The sequence below is a fragment of the Collinsella aerofaciens genome, from assembly GCF_032584215.1.
In the GTDB taxonomy this organism is placed as follows: Bacteria; Actinomycetota; Coriobacteriia; order Coriobacteriales; family Coriobacteriaceae; genus Collinsella.
On record NZ_JAWHPN010000145.1, the window covers coordinates 1 to 429 of the forward strand.

The window sequence follows — 429 nt, forward strand, 5'->3', positions numbered from 1 at the left end:
GCTTCTCTCCATAGCGCCTGTACTGGCCCACTTTGTAGGAGACCCCCGCCTGCCATTCCTCAAACAGATTTTTGTGTTCCCCGGCAGTCGTCCCGTCGATGCCGCCGGTCTCGGCCAGGGCGACAAAGGCGATCTCCGTCGCCGCCTTGGTTTCATCCAGCATCTTGGTACGGTCGATATAGCGGTAATGCTCGCTGATGGCATAGAAGTCGTACTTCGTCCCGTCCTCGTCCTCCGCCGTCAGATAGTGCCGGTCAATGCGGCACCGGTCGGTGATCGTGTTGTCGTCGTACTCCCGAACCGTGGTCAGGTACTCCCCCTCCTCCAGCTTCGGGCCGCCAATGACTTTCAGGTTTTCACGCATCACGCCGTCGATTTCAGCGGTTCCGTACACATATTCCATCTTGCCTGCTCCTTTCTCGTATGCTC

The 429-nt window shown here is 58.3% G+C and carries 1 protein-coding gene; it reads right to left on the minus strand.

From position 1 onward, the window contains the following. On the minus strand, positions 1–403 hold a 403-nt coding region (locus tag RX395_RS10165; RefSeq protein WP_316367408.1), incomplete at its 3' end, for a hypothetical protein. Positions 404–429 lie beyond the last annotated feature (26 nt).